Below are 23,602 nucleotides of genomic sequence, written 5' to 3' on the forward strand. Positions count from 1 at the left end.
CAACTGGCCACTACGGACGTTCGGCCTGAACGGTCAGGAATACGAACTCTGGCGTTAGGACTTCTTCGAAGCCGTGATTCAGCTCCGCATCGACGCTGATGCTGTCTCCTGCTGAAAGAGTAAATCGGGCCTCGCCATACCGATAGATGGCCTGCCCTTCGAGAACCTGAACAAACACGACGCCATGGCCGACATAAGTGGGTGGCTGCCCCTCGTCGCGCAACAACGTGACACGACGGGCCTGAAAGCGCAGGTCCTTCCGGGAATGCAGCGCAAGGTTGACGTATTCGTGCGAATGGCCGCCCGCCAGTCGCGTAGACTTTAGCCCTTCGCCATGGCGAACCAGCGTATAGTCGGTGTGGTCTGTCCGCGCTTCGCGAAATAGCGATACGATTGGTACCTCTAACGCTTCGGCAAGTGCAGCCAGCGTATCGATTGACGGAGAGACCAACCCGTTTTCGATACGGCTGACCATAGCAGCTGAGATACCAGACTGTTCTGCCAACCGACGGGCGGATTGCTTGCGGCTTTGGCGCAGCTCCCTGAGCGAGGCACCAATAGCGCGATCAATCTGTCTTCCCGGCGTGTCATCGTGCATGATTCAATCCGTCAATCCTCGGCGTAGTAGCCCACCACGTCCCCTTCCGTTGTGACACCCAGACCATTCAGCAATCGGTTGGCATAATTGAAATATCCGACGATCTGGTTGATCTCGAGAATCTCTCCGTCTTCCCAGCCGGCATCTTTCAATGCGCGAACTTCGGATTCCTCCATTGCACCCGGCGACAGGGTCAGCTTTTGCGCATAGATCAGCGCGGCCAGATGCGCACCCTCAAATGCGTCTTGCGGACGATGGGCCTTTAACGCGGCCTCGATTGCGTCGGCGCGTGCGTCGTCACCGATCAGATGTCGGGCGTTTGCCCAGTGGTTGGCATAAGAATAGGGGCAGGTGTTCAACGTCGATACGTAAGAGCTGATGACTTCCTGAAACCACATGGGTATGGAATTGGCTTCATCATGCAGGCACGCGCGATACAAAATGACGTGACCTTTCATGGTGTTGGGACGCAGCGAATGCACACGCATCACGTTGTCCACGGTCCCGTGTGGTGTGCGCGCCAGATCCAGAGTCGCTCTCAGGTGCTCGTCGGCATCTTCGTCAGATATCATCCGAATCCAGGCGGACATTCACGTTTCCTCTCGTGTTTTCTGTTTCTATTTTCGCGGCGTGTGCCGTTCGGCTGAGTTTTTTATTGACGAATATTGCACATTAAGCAACCATATTGAACAGCGCGCAACGAATTTGAGGATTCTGAAGCTTTGCCAGATCTCTCCACACTGCCTGAATCCCCTCGAATGACCTCGTGCCCATGCGTGCATGACCTCATGTTGCGATCGCACCACCACAGCGTCATAGATCAGCGACGCCAGCTGATCCGCATCTTGACAGGTTCGGCATGACACAGCTCTCCCCCATGATCGAAGTGACCAATCTGGATAAGTTCTATGGGACTTTCCATGCGCTCAAGAACATCGATCTGACCGTTCATCAGGGCGAGAAGGTGGTAATCTGCGGCCCGTCCGGATCGGGAAAATCCACGCTGATCCGCTGTTTCAACGGGTTAGAGTGGCATAATTCCGGGCGTCTCGTGATCGATGGGATCGAAGTCTATGAAGGTGCCAAGGAAATCCGTGAACTGCGACAGGAAGTCGGCATGGTCTTCCAGCAGTTCAACCTGTTTCCGCACCTGACTGTGCTTGAAAACCTGATGATCGGACCGATGAAGGTGCGCAAGCTATCCAAGGCGCAGGCCGAGGAAACCGCGCGCAACTATCTTGATCGCGTTCACATCCCCGAGCAGGCCGACAAGTACCCGGCGCAATTGTCGGGGGGGCAGCAACAGCGCGTCGCGATCGCGCGGTCCTTATGCATGGAAACACGGATCATGCTGTTTGATGAACCGACATCCGCGCTTGATCCCGAAATGATCAATGAGGTGCTGGATGTGATGGTTGAACTGGCCGATACGGGCATGACCATGGTGGTTGTCACGCATGAGATGGGGTTTGCGCGCAAGGTCGCCGACACGATGGTCTTTATGGAGTCGGGGCAGATCGTTGAAATCTCGCCGCCCGATCAGTTCTTCACCAACCCGTCAAGCGAGCGCTGCCGTCTATTCCTGAACCAGATATTGGAACACTAACGTGACCGATCTGGGCATATCACAGGGACGCGGGCAAGCGCTGCCGAAGCCACCACTATACAAGCGGTTCTTTGGTTCGGTGTTAGTGTCCGTCGTGATCTATGCGGTTATTGTCGGGTTGATCGCCTACGGGTCATATGTTGGCGCGCAGGGTATGGGCTATAACTGGCAGTGGTATCGCGTGCCCCAATTCCTGTACCGCAACACCGAGATTGGGTTCGAGTGGGGCGAAATCCCCATCGGACTGGTTGCCACGATCAAGCTGTCAGTTACCTCGTTTCTGCTGGCCACAGCTATCGGGTTGCTAGTGGCGTTACTGCGCTTGTCCGGCTTGGTAGTTGGCACTGCTGTCGCGGTTGCCTACCTTGAACTGATCCGCAATATCCCGCTGCTGGTTCTGCTTTACCTGTTCTATTATGTCCTGGGTCCTATCTTTGGATTTGATCGATATACCGCCAGCATCCTGACTTTGGCGGTGTTTCATTCAGCCTTGATTTCAGAAATCCTACGGGCGGGTATCAACGCCATCCCATCTGGTCAGTGGGAGGCGGCCAAGTCTATCGGTATGACCCCCTATCAGACCTACAGATATATAATTCTGCCGCAATCTGTTCGCTTTATGCTACCGCCCATGACGGGCGAGGTCGTCCACCTGATCAAATCCTCGGCTATTGTCAGCGTCATTGCAGTGGCCGAACTCACCACCTTCGGGCGCAACATTATATCCGACACGTACATGAGTTTTGAAATCTGGTTCACCATCGCGCTGGTCTATCTGGTGGTGACCCTGATTCTGTCGATTGGCGTTAGCTATCTGGAGAAGAAATATGCCGTCGACCAATAACCACAAGAACTTAACCGGACAACAAGGAGAACCAAGATGAAGCTATCTCGCAGAATGCTCGGGGCGGCCCTGGGCGCGGTCGTGGCAACAGGCATGGCGACCTCAGGCTGGGCGCAAAGTGCGACTCAGGAACTGTCCCGCGAAAGTGTGATTGAAACGATCAAACAGGATGGGGTAATCCGGATTGGTCTTTCGCTGTTCGTGCCGTGGTCGATGCGCGACAAGAATGGTGATCTGATCGGGTTCGAACTGGATGTCGGTCGCAAGCTGGCCGAGGACATGGGTGTAGAGGTCGAGTTTGTACCGACCGCCTGGGATGGCATCATCCCGGCGCTCGTATCCGGCAATTTCGACGTGATCATCTCGGGCATGTCGGTGACTGCGCAGCGAAACTTGACGATTAATTTCACCGATCCTTACGCGTATTCGGGCCTGGCTATTATGGCTAACAAACAGTTGACCGATGGTATGTCTTTGGAAGATTACAATAAACCTGAGGTCACCTTTGCCGCTCGTCGCGGGGCGACACCAGCTACAGTGATCGCGGAAAACTTCCCCAACGCGACGCTGCTGTTGTTTGATGAAGACGGTGCATCAACGCAAGAAGTGCTAAACGGAAACGCGCATGCTTCGATGGCGGCTCAACCTACGCCGAACCGCGAGGCCGGTCGTCATCCGGAAACTCTGACCGTTCCGTTCGATAACCTCTATGATCCGCGTGGCGAAGCGTTCGGAGTACGCAAGGGCGATCCGGACGCCATGAATTTTTTCAACAATTGGATCGCTCAGAACTGGCGGTCGGGTTGGTTGGAAGAGCGTCACAACTATTGGTTCGCAACTGAAGAGTGGGCAGACCAGGTTGCCCAATAACCAATTAGCCGGGGGCGGGTCAGCCGCCCTCGGGCCTGAAGCGGAGCGCCCAGGTGCCTGAATTTCTTAGAAAACTCAGATGGCCAGATTATCTGATCGTGGCGGTATTGATCGCCTTCTTCGGATATATCTGGCTGTCGATCGAAGGCACGCTGAACTATAAATGGCGGTGGGAATTGATCCCCGGCTACATCGTCGGCTGGCATACTGGGCGAGAAGAGTATTTTGCCAATCTATTGCTGCAAGGCTTGGTGGCGACGGTTCGTATCAGCATCTATTCCGGCATTTTGGCGCTCATTCTGGGTACAATTCTGGGGATCGCGCGCTGTTCCGCGAACCTGACCATACGCATGCTGGCACGCACTTATCTTGAATTTCTGCGTAATGTGCCACCGGTTGTTGTTGTCTTTATTTTCTTTTTCTTCCTTTCGCAGCAACTGATCGACGCACTAAACCTTGAACGCTGGGCGCGTGGAATTGCGCGGCAGGAAGACAACCAGATCTGGACATTTTTCTTTGGTGAGATGCGGCGCTTTCCGTCGCTTGTCTCAGGTGTCATCGTTCTGGCGCTGTTTGAAAGCGCATTTGTCGGCGAAATTGTCCGAGCAGGTATCCAGTCGATCCCGAAAGGTCAGCGCGAAGCTGCACGCTCGATCGGTATGAGCCGCATACAGGAATTGCGCTATGTCGTTCTCCCGCAGGCGATGAAAAAGGTTGTGCCACCGTTAGCGAACCAGTTCATCTCATTGATCAAGGACAGCTCAATCCTGTCGCTGATCTCGGTTCAGGAACTGACCTACAAGACCGTCGAGTTGGTCGCTTCGTCCCGGATGATTTTTGAGGCATGGATCACAACGGCTGCATTCTATTTTGTCGTCTGCTTCGGCCTCAGCCGCATCTTTGCGCGGCTAGAGAAACGATCTGACAAGCGCTAGGTTCAGGTCACATTCGGACCTGAACCATTCCATCCTGAATCCGTGTCTCAAAGACCCGCATTGCTCGGGTCGCAGGCGCTGAAACGGGCTTGCCATCACGCACATCGAACGCGCCCTGGTGCAATGGGCATTCGATAACATGCCCATCAAAATAGCCGTCACACAGATCAGCCCCACCATGGTTGCACAATGCCAGCGAGGCATAGACACCGCTGGGTGTATCATAAACTGCAATCAATCTCGGCCCGATCTGAACCCGCGTGACCCAGTTTTCTTCCAGCTTCGATGCCTCGATCACATCGCGCCAAGATTTGTCTGCCACCATCTCTCAGGCCTCGGCTTTGCGTTGCATGATCTGCCGCAGAATGTCGCGATGCGCAGCCAGATATCCACCTTTCTCGACGAAGATATGATCCTTTAACTTCTCATGCAGACGGGGCAGAGCGTGAAAGGGAACTGAGGCGACATAGTGATGTTCGGCATGATAGTTCATATTCCAGCATAAAAATGACATCGGCTTTGACACCAGATTGGTGCGCGTGTTTTCTGACATCTGCGCCACGGTGGGACGTCCGACATGCTCGGTCATTCGTATGAATCGCATCACCGGCTCACCCAGAAACAGGGGTATGATCCAATACCAGATCAATCCCCACCATCCGGTGAAGGCCATAGCCAGAAAGATCAAAGCGTAAATGGCCAGCATGCGGCGCGCGTCCCAATAGACCGACTGATGCTCCTCTTTGGGAATGAAACTCAACTCGGCCTTGCTGAGCTTCCCAAAGGCATGTCGGAACAGCTCAGTGAACTTACCGCGCCAATAAGGCAGGGCTGACAGGTACAGAAAGTACTCGCGAAGAGATTTGGGCAGCGGGATTAGTTCGGGATCCTCTCCGTTCAATTGCGTATATGTGTGATGATCACAATGTTCGTATCGGAAGAACCGATGGGGCAGAATGATGATCAGCCCGCAAATCTGACCAACCAGATCATTCAACCACCGGGTGCGAAACACGGTATAGTGCACACACTCATGCTGAAGCGAGAAATGATGCACCAAGACGACCCCTTGCAGAAACATCGCGGGCCAAATCAGCCAACTGTTCCAGGCTAGGGTGATCAATGTTGTCGTGCAGGCCAGCACTAAAATCCACATTGCAAGATGACGTAACCCGTGCGCGTTCGAGCGTTGCATGAATCCCTTGAGTTCTTCGCGCGTCAGTTTTCCTTCGGCCAGAGCCTGAGTCAGCGGCGTAACAATAGCTTTTGACATGTGATTTCCATGATTTTGCCGGAGCGGGGGTCTTGCCCTCTGCGCATATTCCGGCACCGGAGACGGGAGTGCTCCGCACCATAGGGCCAACTCGAACAGACCCTATTATCTAAGAGTATTTCCACAGCTCGTGATTCGATCAAGCCGCTATTGATCAGCCAACTGCACGCAGACCGATATCCGGATCGGGATGGGCGAACAGGGCGGCCGCGCAAGGGTGCCGATCTAGGATTGATTGGCCGCAAGGCAACCGTTCGGCATGGAATGTACCGTGGTTCCAATAAGTTACGCCATCGATTTCGATGGAAGGATCAATAACGTTCCAGCTGATTTCACCGGGGGCGTACGCCCCGCAGGTGTGGAAATGCAGGATGCGTGGATTTCCGAAAGCGGAGCCGCCCCAGCGTTCATAGTTTTCGCGCATATCCCAGGGGTAGCCGCAGCCCGGATGGATACCTGCATGCCAAGAGTGCACGAAATTGCGATCAATTCCCAACTGGTTGGCTACCCGGTCATAATGCGCCTCGGCCCGTGCGGCGTTGGCGGGATCGCCGTCAAAACGCTGCAGCCGTCCATTCTCCATCATCGCAAAGACAGGGTGGTCGAATTCGATGGTGTAGTCATCGTAATACTTCGACCCCGTTCCCGTCAGAAAACTGATCGCCACACGGCCCGAGAAACTGTGGGCAGGAACCGGAGTAAAGACTGACATCGGAAAGCGCAGGATCGAGGTGTCGCCCGAGGGTTGCAGGTTCATCACCGGCCGACCGCTTACATCAGTGCCCAACGGGCAGGTGATCCGCACCTCGCTGGCCGCGTCCAAGACCGCGTTGATATCGGCCTTAAGCTCCATGAACGCATCGTGGTGGCCGTTGGAGAAACCAGATCCCAGCATTTCTTTGGTTAAAGCAAAGCTAACGATGACTTTCTTACCCTGCGGCATGTCCGAGAACCGCAACTGATCCCCAAGTCGGGCCAGAAATAGAATGATGTCTGCCGCTTCGAACCGGGCAAGCAGATCGGGCGATAGTTGCGGATTGTCCGGATTGAAGCCCACATCAATCGTGTCGACCCCCAGCCCAAGTTGACGGGCCGCCTGACGGACAACATTCACGCTGTCGGCGTCGAAATATCCAAACTCTGCAGGTTCATAGGCAATCAGCAGCCTTTCACCCGCCGCCGCGCGGGCGCAATTGACCAGCAGATTGTAAGCGCCCCGCTCTGGCGTCATGTCGGACATCGACATCTCCTGATTACTTGACATTATCAACTTACGGCCTAGGGCCGCCGGCAATCCATTTGAAAGTGATAATGGCTGACATTAGGATGACTAATATGATCTTGAATCTGCCATACTCCGCGCTGCGAGCCTTTGAGGCAGTTGTACGCCATTCCGGCTTTTCACCTGCCGCCGAGGAACTGGGGGTCAGCCAAAGTGCCGTCAGCCAGCACGTCAGATCGCTCGAGGAATGGCTTGGGCGGGATTTGCTGGTGCGCGGTGCGCGGCAATCGCGACCTACCCGCGAAGGTGAGCAATTGGCGCAGGCAATCTCGGATGGGTTGGGGCGCATTTCAGATGTGTGTGCGCAACTTCGCGATCGAACGCGTGCGGACCGGACCATCGTGATTTCATGCTTGCCGGGGTTTGCATTCAACTGGCTGTTTCCAAGGCTTCTGCACTTTGATTTGGCCCACCCGGACCTGTCTATTTCGATCGCGACGGATACGGGATACTATCCGTTTTCCGGCGCAGATTCCGATATCGGCATTCGATATGGTCTTGGTGAATATCCCGGGTTTGAAGTGGATTTGCTTATGCGGGAAAGGCTGTTTCCCGTCTGCGCGCCCGCGCTGTTGCCTGAACTGAAGCGCATTGAAGATTTGTCACAGCACACACTGCTGGTAGATGAAAATCTGCACCATGGTACGTCCAGCCCAACATGGGAGTTCTGGGCGCGGCAATCCAATCTGACATTGCCGTCTGGAGTGCGCACGCGCCGATTGGGCCAATCAAACATGGTCATACAGGCAGCGATTGAGGGGCTGGGGGTGGCGCTTGGGCGCGAACCGCTGGTTATTGATGCGTTGTGCGATGGCCGTCTGGTGCGACCGTTTCAGCAACTGACCCAATCGCCACTTTCCTATTGGCTCGTCCGGCGCCCTGATAGCAAAGACAGCCAAAAAGTCAGCGAGTTCCTGAACTGGATCAAGGCCGAAGTTGCTTCGCAGCCCGATCTGCCCCCGTCGGTAATGCTGCCGAATTAGCTTGCCTTATATGTATCATTACAAATCCGGAATGGTGTATTGCACTGACGCTGCCATAATGGCGCTAAGCCAACTGATCAAATTGGAGAGCAAACCATGTACCTCAGAAATTGCTGGTATGTTGCCGCCTGGAGCAAGGATATCGGGCGCGAACTGAAGGCTGAGACATATCTGGGTGAGAACATTGTGCTCTATCGTCAGCAGGATGGGACGCCCGTTGCGCTTGAGAATGCCTGCCCGCATCGCAAGCTCCCGCTATCCGATGGCAATCTGAAAGGGGATCTGGTCGAATGCGGCTACCACGGGCTGACATTCGATTGTTCGGGCAAATGTACGGACAGCCCAACGCAGCGGGGGATGACGCCTCGACGCGCGATGGTGAAGTCTTATCCAGTTGTCGACCGCTATCGCCTGCTCTGGATCTGGATGGGCGATCCTGAACTGGCTGATCCGGACCTGATTTTCCCAATCGAAAACTTTGATGACACGAGCTGGGGCCTGACCGATGGCGGGGTGATGGATATCGATTGCCATTATCTTTGGGTTTGCGACAACCTGCTTGATCCCAGCCACGTGGCCTGGGTACATGTCTCGTCATTCGCCGGCGCGGGAACGGATGAAGAGCCTCTGGACGTCAAAAAGACAGATCGCGGCGTGATTGTCTCGCGCTGGATCGAAAACAAACCACCATCGCCTTACTATGCCAAACTGGTCTCGTTCGACGGCGATTGCGACCGCTTGCAGCATTACGAAATGTGCATGCCCGCAATCGGGCTGAATAAGTCCATCTATACTCCGGTTGGCACGGGTGGATATGACAAAGATCCTGTCGATGAGACATTCATCAACATCTCTTACAACTTCATGACGCCAATCAACGAGGATCAGACCAGGTATTTCTGGTTCCAGCATCGCAACTCTGATCCGGACAATGCCGAGGTTTCGAAATTCATGAATGATGGTGCGCGGATGGCGTTTCTTGAAGACAAAGATGTGCTGGAAAAAGTGCACAAGGGCATGAAAAACGCTCAGACACCGCATATTGATCTAGGTTTGGATGCCGGGGCAAAAACATACCGACGCGTGCTCGACCGAGCGATCGAGGCCGAGGCCGCTGTGCCAGAGGGTGCAATTCGGCAAGCCTAAAACTTGAACAGGGGCCGGTTCTCAACCCCTTATCTTAGGTAGTGCTGTAGATAATAGGGAAGTGCCCTCCGGCAATGGGTACGCTCGGTTTCAGGTCGTCGTCATGCAGCCATTCGGCAACGGTATCGCGCGCTCATAAGCGGCATCTTCAAAGGTAAAACGTAGCGCATACCCGCGCCTGCGACGCGTCGAGGTTCGATTGTCCATCGCCGAATGCTAAGTTATTCCGTCGAAGGCAATGGCATCGCCGGGTTCCATTTGTTCATGGTGGAATATGTCATATTTGGTGCGATCCGCTTCGAAATCAGGCGTAAAGCGACAAGGTCTGCTTGGAGCTAGAGAACGGGTGGGCTACGGCAGTTTAAGATGAAGCATGGCTGACGGGAACGGGCCGACCATTTGCCAGCAAGATTCCAATGAAACTGTTCAATTCAGAAGGACACGTCCCATAGTACCCGAGATCATTGTTTACCCAAGAATTTTTGCTTAACGGTAAATATATTTATTGATGATAGATTACTTTTAGTAAATATTATGATTGCTATGCAAAAATATTCGGCATTCTCACTCGCGCGAAACGCACTTTCGGGCCACAAAAACTGGGCTCGGGCTTGGCGAAGCCCTCCGCTCAAAGATCAATACGAAGTCGTGGTGATCGGGGCAGGGGGTCACGGGCTGGCCACGGCTTATTATCTGGCCAAAGAGTTTGGCATAACCGACGTCGCCGTGCTGGAACGGGGCTGGTTGGGTGGCGGAAACATAGCGCGCAATACGGTTACGATCCGGTCAAATTACATGCGTGACGAGTCGATCCCGTTCTACGTCAAATCCGTCGAGATGTACGAAGGGCTGACGCATGAGTTGAACTTCAACATGATGCATTCCAAGCGCACCATGGTGGATGTGGTGCAGACCTGGCCCAAACTGCGAGAGTTGCGGCGTCGGCAATTGGTCATGGACATCTATGGCTCGACATATGAACAAATCACGACAGAAGAATTGCGCAAACGCATACCTGCGCTAACAGGCGGTGGGCCAGATGCGCGCCTGCCGATCATCTGCGGAATGGTCCACACGGACGCAGGTGTAAACCGTCATGATGCGGTGGCCTGGGGCTATGCCCGCGCGGCGGATGCGATGGGGGTGGAGATGCACCAACAGACCGCCGTGCAAGCATTGATCCGTGGCGCTGATGGGCGCATCGAAGGTGTCGAGACCAATCGCGGCACCGTGCGGGCGAAAAAGGTTGTGGTGGCCGTATCGGGCCATACCACGACATTGACCGAGACAGCGGGGCTCAAGCTGCCATTGCGCACGATGAACCTGACGGCCTTTGTGTCCGAACCAGTGAAGCCCTTGGTGGATGTCATTGTAAATTGCCCGGACAGTGGGTTCTATTTCAGCCAGTCTGACAAGGGCGAGATGGTGATCGGCGGCGCTCCTGATATGGGGCAAAGCTTTCGTCGCGACATCAAGCAACATGTGTTCGAAGACACTGTGACCGCGATGCTGTCGCTTTTCCCGAGCTTCAAGAAACTCAAACTAATGCGCCAATGGGGTGGGCATCTTGATATTGCCCATGATGCCTCGTCCATCATGGATCAGACTGAGGTACCGGGGCTGTTCGTGACCGCTGGCTGGTGGGGCGGATACAAAGCCATTCCTGCGGGCGGACTGACGCTTGCGCATCTGGTCGCCAAAGGCGAGCCGCATCCGCTGATGGCCTCGTTCACTTTGGACCGCTTCCGCCATCTAGAATTTGTGATGGAAGCCGGCACCACAACGGCGAGATAGGAAGGGACAGGATCATGATGCTCATCCCCTGCCCATTCTGTGGCAAGCGCAATGAAAGCGAGTTCGTCTATGGCGGCCCGGTCGGAGCTGCTCGACCCGATACCAACGCCGTCAGCGATGCTGATTGGGTCGAATACCTGACCATAACGCCCAACCCGATGGGGCCTGTGCAAGAGCGGTGGTGGCACGCACGGGGCTGCGGCGAGTGGCTGACAATCTGGCGGGATACCGTGAAACATGACATTGTGGAGGTGCCCGATGGCTCAGATTAATCGCCGCGCAGTGGGTGGTCGTGTTGATCGAAGCCGCCCACTAACGTTCCAGTTCAATGGGAAAACTTACGAAGGGTTCGAAGGGGACACTCTGGCCTCGGCCCTGCTGGCGAACGGGGTGCGAGTAACAGCCCGTAGTTTCAAGTACCACCGCCCACGCGGCATTGTCGGACACGGTCCCGAAGAGCCAGGAACGCTTGTGGAGCTGGAAGGCGAGGACGCCTCGGGCAACCGTCCAGCGACCACGGTTCCATTGCGCGAAGGGCTGAATGCACGCTCGGTCAATTGCTGGCCATCGCCCGAGTTTGATCTGGGCGGGATCAATCAATTGATTGGCCGTTTTATTCCTGCGGGCTTCTACTACAAAACTTTCAAATGGCCTAACTGGCATCTGTTTGAACCATACATCCGCAGGGCGGCGGGGCTGGCAGCAGCGCCTGCGCAACCGCCTTCATCGGGGCATTTCGAAGCGCGCTACGCTCATGCAGATGTCTTGATTGCAGGTGCAGGTCCCGCCGGCCTGCAAGCTGCACTTGAGGCTGGTCGGGCAGGCAAGCGAGTCTTCCTCGCAGACGAGGGAACCGAAGCGGGCGGCAGCCTCCTGAACCGCACCCTGACCATTGGCGGGCGTCCGGCGATGGATTGGGTGGGCGAAGCGATTCAAGAACTAAGCCAAATGGCAAACGTCACCCATCTTCAGAACGCGACCGTATGGGCCTATCGCGAACACAACCTAATGATCGTCAATGAACGCGAGCCGGATCAGGCCAGCATTCTAGAACGCAACTGGCGGGTCCGTGTTGCTGAGGTGGTGATCGCCACCGGGGCTACGGAACGGTCGATAGTGTTTGCCAGTAATGACAGGCCGGGCGTCATGTTGGCCTCATCCGTGCAGGCCTATGTTAATCGTTGGGGCGTGACACCCGGTCAGAGTGTGGTTCTGTTCACCAACAACAACAGCGCTTACGCAGTGGCCGCCGATCTGGTCGCAGCTGAGGTAACGGTTAACGCGATCCTCGATAGCCGCGACACGGTTCCAAGGGAAGCTCTTGATCTGGTGTCGGGGATAACCGTCCATGCCGGAACAGTAGCCGCCGATATCCGAGGGTACAAAAGCATCCGTGCTGTCAAGGCCGTTCCCAAGTCCGGGGGCGCAGGCACCTGGATCGACTGCGACTTGCTGGCTCATTCCGGCGGTTGGAATCCGACGGTGCACCTGTGGTCTCAATCCCGCAGCACACTTCGGTTTGATGAAGAACTCGCTGCGTTTTTGCCCGATCAACCGATTCAATCCTGTCGGGCCGTCGGCGCGGCGGCGGGGGATCTCACACTGGATCGGATCATCGATGACGGTTCAGAGCTGCCTTATTCGATTGAACCGCTATGGCGCGTAGATGTGCCAGGGCAACGCGGAAAGGCATTCCTGGATATTCAGAACGATGTTGCAGTCAGCGATGTGCATCTGGCGCTGCGTGAAGGATATGACAACGTCGAACATGTCAAACGCTACACCACTGGGGGGATGGGCGTAGATCAGGGCAAGACGGGCAATATCAACATTATTGGCACCGTTGCTCTGCAAAAGGGCGTTCCATTGCAAGATGTTGGCACGACGACTTTCCGCTCTCCCTACACACCGGTCTCATTCGGTGCGATTGGGGGGCTGCGCGAGGACTCGGTGTTGTTCCCCTACCGGCACACGCCGGTGACCCAATGGAACAAGGATTATGGCGCAGTGATGTATGAGGCTGGTGCCCGATGGCGCCGTCCGGGGTTTTTTCCCAAACCCGGTGAGGGCCTGCAAGAGGCGGTGAACCGGGAATGCCGCGCGGTGCGTGAAGGCGTTGGCGTATACGACGGTTCGCCGCTCGGCACGTTCGAGCTTAAAGGGCGCGATGTTCCGCGCTTTCTGGATTTTCTGTATTCGAACATCATGTCCAGCCTGAAGCCCGGCGATGGTCGCTATGGTCTTATGTTGTCGGATGACGGTCTGATCATAGATGACGGGGTGGCCTTTCGGCTGGATCAGCACCGCTGGATGATCTCGACCTCAACAGGTCACGCGGACGCCATCAACCAGCACATGGAAAAGCTGCTTCAGACCGAGTTTCCTGACTGGCAAGTCATGATCACAACTGTGACAAGCCAGTGGAACAACGCCACCATTTGTGGTCCCCGCGCGCGCGATGTCATGCACGCGCTGTGTACGGATATCGATCTGTCGCCCGAGGCATTCCCCTTCATGTCGTTCCGGGACGGTACGGTTGCGGGGTTCCCTGCGCGGGTTGTGCGCGTCAGCTTCACCGGTGAGCTATCCTATGAGGTCAACGTTGCCCCACGCCACATGGCCGCCTTGTGGAACAAGGTGATGGAGGCAGGCGCGCCTTTTGGCATTCTGCCTGTCGGATCGGAATCCAGTCATGTCTTACGCGTGGAAAAGGGGTTTCTGTCGCTAGGGCATGAGGTCGACGGCACCGTGGACGCCTATGACCTGGGCATGGGCTGGGCAATGTCGAAGAAAAAGCCCGACTACCTAGGCAAGCGCTCGGTCCACTTGCGCCGTGAAGCGGAAGGGAAACGCCGGGAATTGGTCGGCATCTTGCCCGAAGACCCTGACAAGCAAGTGCCCGAAGGCGCGCCACTAACCCCTGAAGGTCGCAAAGAAGCGACCGAAGGATTGGTTACCGCCTGTGTCTGGAGCGTCGTCAACAATCGCTGGGTTGGCCTGGCGTTGCTGAATAACGGGCAGGAGCGACACGGGCAAACTGCGCATGTTCGGTTGAAAGACGAGGTGATCCCGGTGACCATCACAAAACCTGTATTCCATGACCCCGAGGGTCAGCGCCTGAGGTCCTGAGATGAGCTACGACGTCAAGATCGAACGCCAAACCCTGAATGCACTGCTTGACCTCAAAGGGGATCCCGAGGTCGTTCAAAATTGGGCCGAATTTTCTCTGCCAAACCGGCCCAACACAAGGGCGATGCAGGAAGCGTTTGAGGTATATCACATTGGACGCAATCACTGGATTGTACGTGCTTCGCTGGAACTGGAAGAGGCACTGGAAGCACAGCTCAAACCAACGGATTGCCCTGCGGACATCAGTATAGTGCGGATATCGGACACTCTTACCTTCTTTAGTGTCGCCGGACCCCAAGCCGCTGAAGTGATGGCTATTGCCTGCCCGCTTGATCTGCATGTCACTGCTTTTGATGAAGACGCAGTAACCTATTCCGAGTTGTTTGGCCTAAAAGCACTTGTGATGCGCTGCGAGGCTGGTTTTGAGTTTGCGGTTGAACAGAGTTTTGGCGACATGGTTCAGGATTATCTGACCCGAGCAACTGCCTGACGCAATTCGAAGCAGGGGCGGTTTACGACTTATGGCTATTCATTACCTCGCCGGTCTATATGCATATCGTCCGGGAACAGGGTTCAGATAAGGACATAGCGGACTTATCGAAAGTCATTGGCTGGCACAAAATCCTTTGTGAAGTGTTGCTTTTAGACGGGACATCGCGCCACAGGTGCAAGGCTTGCAAGTTCCGATCATTTAGTATACCGCCGCATACAATTAGGATCCTCGGGCGTTCATAACGTCTTTGAGCCCCTGCTAATCGAGCCACATATACCGGAACGAGCCATGAGCCTTTACACCAACTACCTCGACGAAATTGAAGCCCGCAAAGCGCAGGGTCTGCATCCGAAACCGATTGATGATGGCGCGCTTGTCAAAGAGCTTGTTACACAGATCAAGGACGTCGATCATGCGCATCGTGCGGATTCTCTAAACTATTTCATCTATAATACGCTGCCCGGCACGACCAGCGCCGCTGGCGAGAAGGCACGTTTTTTGAAAGAGATCATTCAGGGCGAAGCGCTGGTTGACGAAATTTCAGTACCCTTTGCCTTTGAACTGCTGTCGCACATGAAAGGCGGTCCTTCGGTTGAGGTTCTTCTTGATCTGGCTTTGGGTGGTGATCCCGAGATCGCAGGGCAGGCGGCTGAAGTGCTGAAAACACAGGTCTTCCTATATGAGGCTGATACGGATCGTTTGAAGGAGGCGCTTTCTGCCGGAAATCCGGTCGCACGCGACATTCTTGAAAGCTATGCGCGGGCCGAGTTCTTCACCAAGCTGCCCGATATCGAGGAAGAGATCAAAGTTGTCACGTATATCGCTGCCGAGGGCGATATTTCGACTGACTTGCTGTCGCCGGGCAACCAGGCACACTCGCGCTCTGATCGGGAGCTGCATGGCAAGTGCTTAATCTCGCAGCAAGCGCAAGACGAGATTCAAGAATTACAGCGCCAGCACCCAGATAAACGCGTGATGCTGATTGCTGAGAAAGGGACAATGGGAGTTGGCTCGTCCCGGATGTCGGGTGTCAACAACGTGGCGCTTTGGACCGGCAAGCAGGCCAGCCCATATGTGCCATTCGTAAACATTGCCCCGATCGTGGCCGGCACGAACGGTATCTCTCCGATCTTTCTGACCACCGTTGGTGTGACGGGCGGGATTGGTATCGATCTGAAAAACTGGGTCAAAAAAGTCGATTCCGAGGGGAATCCGATCCTCAACAATGACGACAGCCCTATCCTGGAGCAAAAGTACTCGGTCGAAACCGGGACAGTGCTCACGATCAATACGAAAGACAAAAAGCTTTATGACGCCGATGGCGCCAATGAGCTTGTTGATATTGCCTCGTCCTTCACTCCGCAAAAGCAGGAGTTCATGAAGGCCGGCGGATCCTACGCCATCGTGTTCGGCAAGAAGTTGCAAACATTTGCAGCACAGACACTGGGAGTCGAGCTGAAGTCGGCATTTGCGCCGTCGAAAGAGATCAGCCGAGATGGACAGGGCCTGACCGCGGTCGAAAAGATCTTTAACCGCAACGCTTTGGGAGTAGCGGAAGGCACGGTCTTGCACGCCGGGTCGGACGTACGGGTCAAGGTCAACATCGTAGGATCGCAGGACACCACTGGCCTGATGACCTCGCAAGAGCTTGAGGCGATGGCGGCGACCGTGATTTCTCCAACCGTCGATGGTGCGTATCAGTCCGGTTGCCACACCGCCTCGGTCTGGGACAAGAAGGCGCAAGCCAACATCCCCAAACTGATGGCGTTTATGAACAATTTCGGCCTGATCACAGGGCGCGATCCCAAGGGTGAATATCACTCGATGACTGACGTGATCCACAAGGTTCTGAACGATATCACCGTGGATGATCGCGCCATCATCATTGGGGGCGACTCGCACACGCGCATGTCCAAAGGTGTGGCTTTCGGGGCGGATTCGGGCACCGTTGCCTTGGCACTGGCCACGGGCGAAGCAACCATGCCCATTCCGGAATCCGTGAAGGTGACGTTCAAAGGCAAAATGGCCGATCACATGGATTTCCGCGACGTGGTCCACGCGACACAAGCTCAGATGCTGAAGGCTTTCGGCGATAACGTGTTCCAGGGGCGTATTATCGAAGTTCATATCGGAACCCTGCTGGCGGATCAGGCTTTTACCTTCACCGACTGGACGGCCGAGATGAAGGCGAAGGCTTCGATCTGTATTTCCGAAGACGAGACCCTGATCGAGTCACTGGAAATCGCCAAAGGTCGGATTCAGATCATGATCGACAAGGGAATGGAGAATGAGGCGCGGACCCTGAAAGGCCTGATCGACAAAGCCGACGCACGTATAGCCGAGATCAGATCCGGCGCAGTTCCAGCCCTGAGGCCGGATGAAAATGCCGAGTATTTTGCCGAGCTGGTCGTTGATCTGGACGAGATCAACGAGCCCATGATCGCCGACCCTGATGTGAACAACGCGGATGTCTCCAAGCGTTATACGCACGATACGATCCGGCCTGTTTCCTACTACAAAGGGGAAAAGAAAGTGGATCTGGGATTTGTCGGATCTTGCATGGTCCACAAGGGTGATCTGATCATCGTATCGCAGATGCTTAAGAACCTTGAGAAGAAGGAGGGCAAGATTGAATTCAAGGCCCCTCTGGTCGTCGCGGCGCCAACCTACAACATCGTTGATGAGTTAAAGGAAGAAGGTGAGTGGAGCATTCTTCAGGAATATTCCGGTTTCGAATTCGACGATCTTTTCCCCAAGACATCAGCGCGAACCGAATATGAAAATACGCTGTATCTTGAGCGTCCGGGCTGCAACCTTTGCATGGGTAATCAGGAAAAGGCTGAGAAAGGTGATACTGTTCTGGCGACATCTACCCGCTTGTTCCAAGGGCGTGTTGTCGAGGACTCGGAAGATAAGAAAGGTGAATCCCTTCTGGCTTCCACACCGGTAGTTGTACTGTCTGCCATCCTCGGGCGAACTCCGAAAATCGAGGAATACAAGGCCGCTGTCGAAGGGATCGACCTGACCCGCTTTGCACCTCCGGTCGCCAAGCCCGCAAATTCCAATTCGGCACATTTCTGATTGGAAAAGGCCGGTCGCCGCTCAGGCGCACCGGCCTTATGCTGTCTAATAGAACCCATTCTGAATCGATAAGTTTGGCAATGCTTGTATTGTGGTAAGAGATTTTGGCCATTTCAGTAGGGTCATGATCCCCAACCAATAGAGACGGTTTCCGCGAGAGCGATGTCTGCGAGAAAGACCTTTGGACAGCCTTCATAGCGCGTTGCGCCAGCGCAAACCATAGCGGGCGAAGAAGACTATTCCGCTCGACACCCACCTGTCATCGCCCCGGGGTTTTCCAGGTGACTTCGGAAAGAAGGGTCCTAGATGTGCCATCTGCTCGTCGGTCAACCAGAAAAGATCACGCGTGTCAAAGCTTCGATATCAGAGGCGCGAAGCATGCAGTACGATTTAGTTCGATAGGTCCGAGCGCTAGCGCGCTGGCATCTAACGCCAAGCTAGTCTGAACCTGCGTGAGCAAAACAGTCACAAGATATCACGTGGAATTTATATTGGCCGTGTGTTAGCGCAGTTTTAGATCATCACTTAATGGAGTTACCGTGAAAATCGCAGTTGTAGTCGGCGCGCGCCCTCAGTTTATTAAATTGGCTCCGGTGAGTAGAGCACTTCGTTCGATGCCGGGTGTAACAGAGCTGCTGATTCACACAGGACAGCACTATGACGATTCGATGTCTAAGATTTTTTTCGACGAACTAGAAATTGCAAAACCCGACATCAACCTATCGGTGAACTCAGGCAGTCATGGTGCCATGACAGGACTGATGATGCAGAAACTTGAACCCGTCATTCAAGAACATGAACCAGATGCGCTACTTGTTTTTGGAGATACGAATTCAACATTGGCGGGTGCATTGGTCGCCTCAAAACTTCATATCCCGGTGGCGCACGTAGAGGCCGGGCTGCGCTCATTTAATCGAAAGATGCCCGAAGAAACGAACCGAGTTCTAACGGATCACATTTCCGACCTTCTGTTCACGACTTCCAGCGACGCTGTGGAAAATCTTCGAAGAGAAAGCATTTCGGAGAGCAAAATTTTTGAAGTCGGTGACGTGATGTTCGACGCAGCACTACACTTTGGTGAAAAGGCCAAGCAGAAATCAACAATTTTGGTTGACATTGGGGTAGACGCAAACGGTTTCATACTTGCGACGATCCATAGAGCTGAAAATACGGATTCGCCAGAAACGCTAACAAACATTGTTGATGGTCTGGAGGCGGTTGCGAAACAACATCCGGTTGTCTTGCCATTGCATCCACGTACTGCCGCAAGGATAAAAGGAATCGGTCGTAAATTCGAACATGTCCAAACGATAGACCCAGTCGGTTACTTGGATATGGTCGCTCTAGAAAGCAATGCGGTGCTGGTTGCTACGGACTCTGGCGGAGTGCAGAAAGAAGCGTATTTCTACGGCGTCCCTTGCGTCACTCTTAGAACGGAAACAGAATGGGTTGAGCTTGTTGAAAGCGGCTGGAATCGTATCGTTTCGCCCATAGAAGGGGATATCGAGGATGGTATCCTCAGTGCGATAGGGACTAGCGGAAATCAGATAGAAATCTATGGTGATGGAACCGCCTCGCAACAAATCGCACAGATACTAGCCGCGCGAGTTTAAATACCTTCATAGAGCGCCGCCAACTTCTTGGCTTGCGCAGACCAGCTGTAGGTCTCCCAAAGCTTCCTTCTGTTGGCAGCGCTTAACGTAAAGCGTTCGGGATGATCCAAGACATCCCGAATAGCTTCAGCAATGCTCAGAGGATCTGTTTCGTCCATTGCTCGTCCGAAACCGAGAGACTCTGCAAACCGACGCATCTCTGGAAGATCTGAAACACAAATTGGTACGCCAGCAAATGCTGCCTCAAAAAGCTTGTTGGGCATTGCGTAGCGGTGATTGAGCGATACGTCCTGAAACGGGCATATAGCGAGGTCTGCTGTACTAATTGCGACTGGTACATCTGGAGCTGCCACAGGTGGAAGCAAGGTAACGCGATCATCCACACCTAGGTCATGAGCGACACTCATGAACCACTTGTCGTTTCGGAGGTGCCGTGGGCCCATCGTAGCTAACTTGACTTCGGGAAGATGAACCAAAGCCTCAAGAACTTTATCTAGCCCACGATGTGACATTTGAATGCCGCCAGTAAAAATAATCAAGGGCGCCCCGTCAGCAACGTTTGCCTGAGCACGGATAGAAAGCTGATCCAACGCCTTTTCTTTACGACTATCCATGTAATCAACATCTATCTCTGGAGCATTGAGGATAAGTGTCGGACTATCTTTGAAGCGTTTGGCATACAAATCTGCGATGGACGACGATACGGTGATCATATAATCGACGAAGGGGAGACAATCGTCTTCTAGGTTTTCTGCAAAGTTCGATCCATCAGTTGGATTCTTCGTCGCCCGCGCTGGTTCGTATTCATGTGCGTCGTATACAAGCTTCGCCCCAAACTGTTTTGCAAGCACAACGCCTGCCGGGAGACAATAGATGTCATGAGCATGAATGACGTCCGGGGTATCATCAAATCTGAGGTTGCAGAGGTTTTCAGCGAATAAGAGAGAGTTTAGTTGATAGAGTTTGAAGAACCCTTCCCTGACCTCTCTGGCGTCAGAACTAAACAGCTTCAGATCTCTCCGAGCGTCACCAATTCCGGATGTCAGCTTAATCTTCCAGAGAAGCCGTTTGTGAGCAAACTTACGTTTCCGTCGTTCTCGGCCACTGTAGTTTTTGTAGTACATCGGGTCGAGCTTCAGAACTTCTTCATCTGACAGAAACTCTCGAAACTTGGATTTGAGTCTATTCAATCTCGCTGCAGACTTAATATAGGGCAGAACGCGCTTATCTACTTCATCCGAAACACGATCCACAAAAAAGAAACGCTTTAGCATGTCGCTGGTAATATGTTCGGAAGATTGCCAATTGAATCGCGTGATCCGAATGCCATCGATGCTGTCTTCTTGCGGCATGCCCCCTGGCCAGTCGCAGAAGATATGTACGTTATGGCCCGCTGCTTGAAGCGCGCGCGCTTCTTTTAGAACGCGCGCATCCGCCGTTATCTCGTGGTAGGTAAGACAGAAAACGGTTTTTCGAGATTTGGGGCGGGTGTCTGACATCGGTCGAAGATCAATCTAGCTCTGACAATTTCGAACCGCTCTAACAGAGGTTGATCGGGGTTTCCAGCATGATCGGCGATGCTTGAAATGCCTTCCTCTCTTGACTTCCCAAAGAAATTCTTGGAAGCGCTGTAGCACAATTTGAGCACTTGGGACGCACCGAATGAGCAACTTTGCATTGATAGGAACCGCAGGATACATCGCGCCGCGCCACATGAAGGCGATAACGGATACCGGAAACACGTTGTTGGCTGCTCTGGACACAAGCGACTCCGTTGGGATTATCGATAGCCACTTCCCCGATGCACATTTTTTCACAGAGTTTGAGCGTTTTGATCGCTATGTTGACATGTTACGTCGCAGCGAAGCGGGCAAAATTGATTATGTCTCGATCTGCTCGCCGAATTACCTCCACGACAGCCACATGCGGTTTGCATTGCGTTCTGGCGCCGATGCGATCTGTGAGAAGCCGCTGGTGTTGAACCCAGAGGAAATCGATGGCCTGGAAGCGATTGAGCAAGCGACTGGACAGACCATAAACACGATCCTGCAGTTGCGCGTACATCCCTCGATCATTGCTCTGAGGGACAAGATTCGAAACAGCCCCAAGGATACCAAGTACGAGGTCGATCTGACTTACATCACATCCCGTGGACGTTGGTATCTGGAGAGCTGGAAAGGAGATGTCCGCAAATCTGGCGGTATTGCCACCAACATCGGCGTGCATTTCTTTGACATGCTGCACTTCCTCTTCGGAGATCTTCAGGCGAACCATGTGCATCTCAATGCCCCGACCAAGGCAGCGGGCTATCTTGAATTTGAACACGCTCGGTGCCGTTGGTTCTTGTCGCTGGACGTAAATGACGTTCCGGCAGAGGCGCGAGAAACCGGAGCCAGAACCTATCGCTCCATCACTATTGATGGGGAAGAGATCGAATTCTCAGGCGGATTTGCCGACTTGCACACGCGAAGCTACGAAGAGATTCTGAACGGGAACGGGTTTGGATTAAATGAAAACCGGCCTGCAATTGGCATGGTCAGTCATATCCGCAATGCCTCGATCGAAGCAAGCAAAGGTGAGCAGCATCCGAAGCTGATGAGCAGCACGGTACTCTGACCAAACGGATTGTCTGCATGTCGTCCCACCACCCATGACGTTTTTGGCACTGGGCAATACAGGGAAACGGTCCGCCCAGTTATTAGTACTGCGGTAATCCGTGCCAAACAGACCCGGTGTATTAAGTCTTTGCCGACGAATAAACATGGTCGAGCGGTGCCGGATTATGTATGGGAAACTGCAGAGGTACAGCTTGCAGAAATTCCTCAAGAACCAATAGGGCGTTTTAGCGATGCAATTTATTGACCTGGCGGAACAACAGAAACGTATTAAGGATCAGCTTGATGCTGGCATTGCCAATGTGTTGGCGCATGGAAAGTACATTCTTGGCCCAGAAGTGGCTGAACTAGAGGCACGGCTGACTGCCTTTACGGGAGCTAAACATTGCATCACTTGCGCCAATGGAACGGATGCATTGCAAATTGCCTTGATGGCGCTTGAGGTCGGGCCGGGGGATGAGGTCATCACGCCCGGATTTTCATATATCGCCACGGCTGAAGCCGTCAGATTGCTGGGCGCAAAGCCGGTTTATGTCGATATTGACCAGACTAGTTATAACCTTGATCCCAACAAGCTTGACGCTGCGATCACACCCCGGACAAAGGCAATTATACCGGTGTCGCTGTATGGCCAACCTGCTGATTTCGAACGAATTAACGAGGTAGCTGTGGCAAACGGCTTACCTGTCATCGAGGATGCTGCTCAGAGCTTTGGCGGATCTTTGCGTGGAAAACGGTCAGGAAACCTGTCAACGATTTCCTGCACCAGCTTTTTCCCATCGAAACCCCTTGGCTGCTACGGCGATGGTGGTGCGATCTTCACCTCGGACGATGATCTGAGCAGCATTCTTCGCCAGATTGCCCGGCACGGGCAGGACCGGCGTTATCACCATATCAGGGTTGGCGTTAACAGCCGTCTGGACACGTTGCAGGCTGCGATCCTGCTGTGCAAGCTGGATATTTTCGAGGATGAACTGGTCCTGCGAGACACCGTCGCGGACCGTTACAAAGTGCTACTGAAGGAAACCAATATCGCCGCTCCAACGCTGATGGAGGGAGCGACTAGTGCCTGGGCGCAGTACACGATACGCGTGGACAATCGTGAGGATGTGCAAGCTAAGCTCAAAGACGCCGGGGTTCCGACCGCTGTGCATTATCCACTGCCGTTGAACAAGCAACCAGCTGTTTCTGACCCAAATGCCGACTTGCCTGTTGGCGATCAGGCCGCCGCAACAGTGATTAGCCTGCCGATGCACCCGTATCTGAAGGAGAATTCGCAAGAGCAGATAATCGAGGCACTGAAAAAAGCGATCTGATCGCGCTGACGGTTTAATCGGTGC

General features: G+C 54.0%; 20 protein-coding genes and 1 pseudogene. 14 read left to right on the plus strand and 7 right to left on the minus strand.

Annotated features, from left to right (window positions below; translation table 11 throughout):
* Positions 1-10: 10 nt before the first annotated feature.
* Positions 11-598, minus strand: coding sequence for a helix-turn-helix transcriptional regulator (locus ACR0JG_RS05855; protein WP_170393837.1), 588 nt, complete (start codon positions 596-598; stop codon positions 11-13).
* A gap of 11 nt (positions 599-609) precedes the next feature.
* Positions 610-1,188: a carboxymuconolactone decarboxylase family protein gene (locus ACR0JG_RS05860; protein ID WP_480568068.1), complete on the minus strand. Its 579-nt coding sequence runs from the start codon at positions 1,186-1,188 to the stop codon at positions 610-612.
* A 287-nt stretch (positions 1,189-1,475) separates the two neighbouring features.
* On the opposite strand from ACR0JG_RS05860, the gene ACR0JG_RS05865 reads away from it, so the two are divergent.
* The 4 genes from ACR0JG_RS05865 to ACR0JG_RS05880 are packed head-to-tail and all read left to right on the plus strand — an operon-like array spanning position 1,476 to position 4,853.
* A complete protein-coding gene (locus ACR0JG_RS05865) occupies positions 1,476-2,204 on the plus strand; it encodes an amino acid ABC transporter ATP-binding protein (protein ID WP_170395038.1) in 729 nt (242 codons plus the stop codon).
* Between the two features lies 1 nt (position 2,205).
* Positions 2,206-3,048, plus strand: a complete 843-nt coding sequence (locus ACR0JG_RS05870; protein WP_170393841.1) for an amino acid ABC transporter permease — start codon at positions 2,206-2,208, stop codon at positions 3,046-3,048.
* A gap of 36 nt (positions 3,049-3,084) precedes the next feature.
* On the plus strand, positions 3,085-3,918 hold the full coding sequence (locus ACR0JG_RS05875; protein ID WP_480568070.1) for a transporter substrate-binding domain-containing protein: 834 nt from the start codon (positions 3,085-3,087) through the stop codon (positions 3,916-3,918).
* A gap of 53 nt (positions 3,919-3,971) precedes the next feature.
* Complete coding sequence (locus ACR0JG_RS05880) at positions 3,972-4,853, plus strand: amino acid ABC transporter permease (RefSeq protein WP_480568072.1); 882 nt, start codon at positions 3,972-3,974, stop codon at positions 4,851-4,853.
* Positions 4,854-4,860: 7 nt separating this feature from the next.
* On the opposite strand, the gene ACR0JG_RS05885 is transcribed toward ACR0JG_RS05880, so the two are convergent.
* From ACR0JG_RS05885 to ACR0JG_RS05895, 3 genes are all read right to left on the minus strand, one after another.
* Positions 4,861-5,178 carry a non-heme iron oxygenase ferredoxin subunit gene (locus ACR0JG_RS05885; protein ID WP_170407016.1) on the minus strand — a complete coding sequence of 106 codons (318 nt, stop codon included), beginning with the start codon at positions 5,176-5,178 and terminating at the stop codon, positions 4,861-4,863.
* A 3-nt stretch (positions 5,179-5,181) separates the two neighbouring features.
* Positions 5,182-6,126 (minus strand): fatty acid desaturase family protein, encoded by a 945-nt coding sequence (locus ACR0JG_RS05890; protein WP_170407019.1) that lies wholly within the window; start codon positions 6,124-6,126, stop codon positions 5,182-5,184.
* A 154-nt stretch (positions 6,127-6,280) separates the two neighbouring features.
* The gene (locus tag ACR0JG_RS05895) at positions 6,281-7,390 is read right to left on the minus strand and encodes a hypothetical protein (RefSeq protein ID WP_480568074.1); all 1,110 of its coding nucleotides are present in this window, start codon (positions 7,388-7,390) and stop codon (positions 6,281-6,283) included.
* A 71-nt stretch (positions 7,391-7,461) separates the two neighbouring features.
* Here ACR0JG_RS05895 and ACR0JG_RS05900 point away from each other — a divergent pair, with 71 nt between their 5' ends.
* From ACR0JG_RS05900 to ACR0JG_RS05930, 7 genes are all read left to right on the plus strand, one after another.
* Positions 7,462-8,391, plus strand: coding sequence for a LysR substrate-binding domain-containing protein (locus ACR0JG_RS05900; protein ID WP_170511717.1), 930 nt, complete (start codon positions 7,462-7,464; stop codon positions 8,389-8,391).
* 96 nt (positions 8,392-8,487) lie between these two features.
* On the plus strand, positions 8,488-9,537 hold the full coding sequence (locus tag ACR0JG_RS05905; RefSeq protein WP_480568076.1) for an aromatic ring-hydroxylating dioxygenase subunit alpha: 1,050 nt from the start codon (positions 8,488-8,490) through the stop codon (positions 9,535-9,537).
* Between the two features lie 543 nt (positions 9,538-10,080).
* On the plus strand, positions 10,081-11,331 hold the full coding sequence (locus tag ACR0JG_RS05910; RefSeq protein ID WP_480568078.1) for an FAD-dependent oxidoreductase: 1,251 nt from the start codon (positions 10,081-10,083) through the stop codon (positions 11,329-11,331).
* 14 nt (positions 11,332-11,345) lie between these two features.
* A complete protein-coding gene (locus ACR0JG_RS05915) occupies positions 11,346-11,603 on the plus strand; it encodes a sarcosine oxidase subunit delta (RefSeq protein WP_170625702.1) in 258 nt (85 codons plus the stop codon).
* Entirely contained in the window at positions 11,590-14,460 is a 2,871-nt protein-coding gene (locus ACR0JG_RS05920; RefSeq protein WP_480568080.1) for a 2Fe-2S iron-sulfur cluster-binding protein, read from the plus strand. The genes ACR0JG_RS05915 and ACR0JG_RS05920 overlap by 14 nt, the downstream gene beginning before the upstream one ends.
* Before the next feature lies 1 nt (position 14,461).
* Positions 14,462-14,950: an aminomethyltransferase family protein gene (locus tag ACR0JG_RS05925; protein ID WP_170562093.1), complete on the plus strand. Its 489-nt coding sequence runs from the start codon at positions 14,462-14,464 to the stop codon at positions 14,948-14,950.
* A gap of 291 nt (positions 14,951-15,241) precedes the next feature.
* Positions 15,242-18,034 carry a bifunctional aconitate hydratase 2/2-methylisocitrate dehydratase gene (locus ACR0JG_RS05930; protein ID WP_480568083.1) on the plus strand — a complete coding sequence of 931 codons (2,793 nt, stop codon included), beginning with the start codon at positions 15,242-15,244 and terminating at the stop codon, positions 18,032-18,034.
* 198 nt (positions 18,035-18,232) lie between these two features.
* Here ACR0JG_RS05930 and ACR0JG_RS05935 read toward each other — a convergent pair.
* Positions 18,233-18,349: pseudogene (locus ACR0JG_RS05935) on the minus strand (IS5/IS1182 family transposase); the annotation flags it as partial.
* 224 nt (positions 18,350-18,573) lie between these two features.
* Here ACR0JG_RS05935 and wecB point away from each other — a divergent pair.
* Positions 18,574-19,647, plus strand: coding sequence for a non-hydrolyzing UDP-N-acetylglucosamine 2-epimerase (gene wecB / locus ACR0JG_RS05940; protein ID WP_480568085.1), 1,074 nt, complete (start codon positions 18,574-18,576; stop codon positions 19,645-19,647).
* On the opposite strand, the gene ACR0JG_RS05945 is transcribed toward wecB, so the two are convergent.
* Positions 19,644-21,146: a glycosyltransferase family 4 protein gene (locus ACR0JG_RS05945; protein WP_480568087.1), complete on the minus strand. Its 1,503-nt coding sequence runs from the start codon at positions 21,144-21,146 to the stop codon at positions 19,644-19,646. The genes wecB and ACR0JG_RS05945 overlap by 4 nt on opposite strands.
* Positions 21,147-21,309: 163 nt before the next feature.
* On the opposite strand from ACR0JG_RS05945, the gene ACR0JG_RS05950 reads away from it, so the two are divergent.
* Positions 21,310-22,263, plus strand: coding sequence for a Gfo/Idh/MocA family protein (locus ACR0JG_RS05950; RefSeq protein WP_480568089.1), 954 nt, complete (start codon positions 21,310-21,312; stop codon positions 22,261-22,263).
* 232 nt (positions 22,264-22,495) lie between these two features.
* Positions 22,496-23,578, plus strand: coding sequence for a DegT/DnrJ/EryC1/StrS family aminotransferase (locus ACR0JG_RS05955; protein ID WP_480568091.1), 1,083 nt, complete (start codon positions 22,496-22,498; stop codon positions 23,576-23,578).
* Positions 23,579-23,602: the final 24 nt, after the last annotated feature.

Source organism: Ruegeria sp. AD5 (assembly GCF_056542345.1).